At 65.0% G+C, this 4242-nt stretch carries 5 protein-coding genes; all 5 read right to left on the reverse strand.

The window, feature by feature from the left end; genetic code table 11:
* Positions 1–98: 98 nt before the first annotated feature.
* Entirely contained in the window at positions 99–1190 is a 1092-nt protein-coding gene (locus JSV65_07665; GenBank protein UCH36220.1) for a hypothetical protein, read from the reverse strand.
* Between the two features lie 59 nt (positions 1191–1249).
* Positions 1250–2017 (reverse strand): aldolase, encoded by a 768-nt coding sequence (locus tag JSV65_07670; protein UCH36221.1) that lies wholly within the window; start codon positions 2015–2017, stop codon positions 1250–1252.
* A gap of 164 nt (positions 2018–2181) precedes the next feature.
* A complete protein-coding gene (locus JSV65_07675; protein ID UCH36222.1) occupies positions 2182–3591 on the reverse strand; it encodes a hypothetical protein in 1410 nt (469 codons plus the stop codon).
* Positions 3592–3674: 83 nt separating this feature from the next.
* On the reverse strand, positions 3675–3950 hold the full coding sequence (locus JSV65_07680; protein UCH36723.1) for a 4Fe-4S dicluster domain-containing protein: 276 nt from the start codon (positions 3948–3950) through the stop codon (positions 3675–3677).
* Positions 3951–3955: 5 nt separating this feature from the next.
* Positions 3956–4242, reverse strand: a 287-nt coding sequence (locus JSV65_07685) for an FAD-dependent oxidoreductase (protein ID UCH36223.1), incomplete at its 5' end; no start/stop codon positions are given.

A 4242-nucleotide genomic window follows, 5' to 3' on the forward strand; every position in this document is an offset into this window, starting at 1 on the left:
CGAAGAGTTCCTCGACCTCCGAGTCCTGCGAGAGCGGCTGGAGCCGCTCTCGCCCTAGGCCAGCCAACCCTGCAGAATGCCCGCGCCTTAGGAATCTCCTAAGGTGATGGCCCGAGCGCCGATGCGCTCTGGGCGAACGCTACGTACAGACCGATCCCCGCGCCGACGAGGCCGAATGCCAGCATGCTGGCGATGATGGCGCGGGACCTGCCGCAGCCATCATAGATGCGCCACGATTCTTTCGCGGCTTCCTGAAGCTCTGGAACCGGTCTCCGGGACAACGACGATATGATCAGGGCCAGAGGAATCCAGACGAAGAAATACAACCCCATGTACCACATGAGAGCAATCATGGGGATCCCCAGTTTGACAAAGACCGCGATCGCGAACAGCGGGATCAGCCACAACAGGCTAGGCTCGGCCCGCGCCGCAGGAGTGGCTGCGACCAGGCCGCCCGCGACGATGTAGATATTGAGCAAGAGATGCCCCCCGCTTGTCTCCCGGCGCCACCATGGCGGCGCAGCGGCGCGCTCGCTTCGCCACCGCGCGAGGTCCGCCTGTCGCTCGGCGTGTGTCCGCCTCCGCATGTGCGCCTCTTCCTCATACTCTCGCCACTCCACTAGGTCCCAGATTTCCTCGATCTCCCCATCGCTGTGCCCGCTGCGACGCAGCGACGCCGAGTAACACGTACGGACGCCTTTCCCAAGTGCCCATGCGACAATGATCGCCAAACCGATCGCCGCCCAACCGAGGAATAGGTGCAAGCCCAGACCGCGCTCCAGGTCACCCCACCTGACGTACCCGCGCCACACCCGTTCCGCGAGTATCAGCGCGCCGATCACCGACAGCAATGGCCAGATCCACAGCGCCAACGCCAGCACATCAGCAATGCGCTGGATCCGCAACGCGCGCTCCAATTCATCCGGGGTCAGCTGGCTCTCGATCGCATGTGCTTCCACTTCCCCGTCCCCCTGAGCAAGGAGCTCCTGCTGCTCCTCCGGCGACAGCCGCGCAAACAAGCGGTCCTCCTGCTCAGCCAGGAGTCGGAACATGCGTTGTCGCTGCGCGGCAGGCAGGCGCTCGATACGCGTCAGCAACCGCCCGAGTTGATCGCCTTCGACGCGTTCGAGTCCGCGTATCTCGTCCTCTATCTCGCGCAGCTCCCGGGCTCGTTTGATGTCGTCGGGCATGGCCAGACCCTAGTCGGCGCCGATCCGCGCGAATGCTCAGCCAGGACTAATCTTCGGCCTTAACTCCGCATCTCCGCCACTGCCGCGCGGGCGCCGGCGGCGAGGAAGTTCATCTCCGACGAGTACATGATGCAGCGCATGCCGCGCTCCATCCATTTCCTCACCACCGCGGCGTCGCCCCAGTGAATGCCCGAGGCGACGCCGGCGCGTTCCGCCGCAGCGACGACCGTGCCGATATACTCCTCCATCAGCGGGTGCTCGATCTCGCCCGGCACGCCGAGTGACACAGACAGGTCCGCCGGGCCGATGAGCGCGACGTCAATGCCTTCTACCGCCAGAATCTCGTCAGCGCGGTCGATAGCCGCGCGCGTTTCCAACTGGGCGATGACCATCGTGTTGGCATTGAGGTGCTGTGTGTAGTCGCCGAGCGGCACCGGCTCGTTATCGGTGTGGATGGCGCGGTGGGCCGCGCCGCGGCGGCCGACCGGCGGATACTTCACCGAATCAACGACCAGGCGCGCCTGCTCCGGCGTCTCGATGCGCGGCGCCATGATTCCGTCCGCCCCGGCGTCGAGCGTGCGCGCGATGAGGTGATACTGCGCGTCGGGCACGCGAACGAGCAAATCCATCGCCGTCGTGCGCGCGGCGCGGTACATCCGGGAGTCGTCCTCCAGGCTGAACGGCGCGTGCTCGTTATCCACGATCACGAAATCGAAGCCGGCGCGGGCGAGCGTGCGCACCACCTCGGGTGACGCGCATTCGCCGATCATGGTGCCGAGCGCCGTCTTTCCTTTGGACAGCAGATCACGGGTGCGGTTGGTCTTCACAGGTTGACCTCTTAGGAACGTTTGCGCTGAGGTTCTTTGGGCAGGAGGCAAGCTCCTGCCCTACGAAGGCGCCCCGCACCGTCTTGTCGTCATACGCCTGCCTGCCCGCTGCGCTCGAAATGACGTGTTGGCGACGCGTTCGCGATTTCTCGACGAACACGGGCCTAGTCGAACCAGTAGGAATAGAGCGACGCGTTTTCGAGCGCGATACGCAGCGCGACGGTCTGCCCGACGGACGGCCAGGTGTCGCCGCGCCAGTTGACTTCGGCGTCAAGCCGGTCACCGCTGATTGGCTGTGATTGCTCGAAGCCCGGGATGACGCTGCCGTCCTGGTGCTGAAGCGCCACGACGCACCGGCCATTCCTGGCGTCTATGTTCAGGTGCAGGCGGCCGGCGGGCAGCGGAAATGGCCGCGCCAGCAGTGATCCGCCGTCCGTTCCCGCGTCGAGCGAGACGAAGCCATCGCGCCGCAGCGTGCACAGCCCGATGCCCGGCTTAGACTTGCGCACGATCGTGTCGGCCGGGAACTTCGGGCCGGAGTGCGGGCCGTTGACGCCGGAGTAGTAGATGTAGAGCTGATCGCCGACGCGGATGATGCGCTCGGCGCAGCGCGCCATGCCGTCATCCCAGGAGCCCGGGTCGCCGAGCGGCAGGAAGACCTGGCGGTCCGCGACCCGCTCCCAGCGAATCCCGTCGCGGCTCACGCCAAGCTGGGTGTCAATGCAGCCGTCGCCGCCCTCGCGGTAGAGCCACAGCATGCCGACGTAGAGGCCTTCGTAGACATCAATGCCCGCGCCGTAGAACTGCGAGGCCTCGCCGTCCGCCTCATCACATTCGAGGACGAGCTGCGGCTCGCTCCAGTGGACAAAGCCCTCGCTCTCGCTGCGCGCGATCTTGCGCCCGAAGCCGAAGCGGCTGAAGGCGACGTAGCGTTCGATCCGCGGATCCCAGAGCAGGTTCTGGCTCGTGTCCATGTATGCTTTGATGACGGGATTATGCGGAGAATGTGTCCAGTGGATGCCGTCGCCGGACCACGCGAGGTATGCACCGTCGCTGTCCGTCGTCTCCCTCCACAAGACGCGCTTGAGTTCCTGGTGGTAATGGCAGCCGTCGGCGGCGTGATCCCAGAACAGCGCCTTGTAGCGGTGGGCGGGGTCGGGGTCGCGTTCATCAACGAGCACGGACATGCCCTCGGGATTCTGGCGGCCGATGGCGAGCATGTTGTTCGCCGTGCTGCCGCGCCATTCGAGTTGGCCGAGGTCGGGCTTCGCCCACGTGACGCCGTCATCGGATTCGGCATAGCCGACGCGCGTCGTTTGGGGGATGGGATAGCGCTCGCCGGTGTCCGCGTCGGTGAACTCGCCGTCGGAGGGGCAGCCGATGAGGTACCACATCCGGAAGCGGCGCATGTGCTCGTCGTACATCGTCGTGCCGTAAACCGAGGTCATGTTCTCCCACGGCTTGTCGGCAGGCACGACGGGGTTGGCCGAATGCTTCAGCGGCTGATGCATCGTCCGACGCAGGCCGTCCATGCCAGCGATGTTGGCATCATCCAGAAACAGTTGTCGGTGCATGTTGTCTGACCCCGGACATCGCGAAGAACGCAGAGGTCGTCTGTGCTGACAAAGCACGGCCGCGCCGAGCATCATCACGCGTCTTACCCGTACTTGTACGTCACCCCGAAGCCGCCGCGCGGGTAGCGCCATTCGATGTTCCCGAACTCGCATGAATAGAGGCACGTGCCGCACTCGAGACACCCCTCGAAGAAGACCGTAATGTGATCCTCATCCCACCGGTACGTGCGCACCGGGCAGGTGAACGTGCACCACTTCGCCGTGCATTGTTCGAGGCACACGCGCGGATCCCGTACCGCGAGGTGCGACTCCCGGTCCGGGTGGTAACCGTCGAGGAACAGCTTCTCTTCCAGTGACAGCTTCTTCACGCGACCGACCTCCACGCGCCGAAGAAGTCCTTCGCCATACGCCACAGCGAGCGCCGGCGGCGCGCCCCGGCGAAGATGCGGCGCTGCTTGCTGCGCTTCGACGTCCCGTCCACCGTGAGCATCTCCGTCGCCGCGGCGTTGAGCAGCTCTGGGTAGAGGCTGAAGAACTGGTGGTGACGATCGAAGAACGAAGTCATGTAGCGGTACTTGTAGAGATCGCGATAGATCACCGAGCCGCGAACGAGCTGATCGTAATGCCCGAGGCTGCGCGCCGAGAAATCGC

Source organism: Armatimonadota bacterium, assembly GCA_020354555.1.
In the GTDB taxonomy this organism is placed as follows: domain Bacteria; phylum Armatimonadota; class Hebobacteria.

What these genes read in the sequence shown, in the direction of transcription:
- JSV65_07665 (UCH36220.1), bottom strand. Translation starts at nt 1,190, where the DNA reads ATGCCCGACGACATCAAACGAGCCCGGGAGCTGCGCGAGATAGAGGAC.
- JSV65_07675 (UCH36222.1), bottom strand. Translation starts at nt 3,591, where the DNA reads ATGCACCGACAACTGTTTCTGGATGATGCCAACATCGCTGGCATGGAC.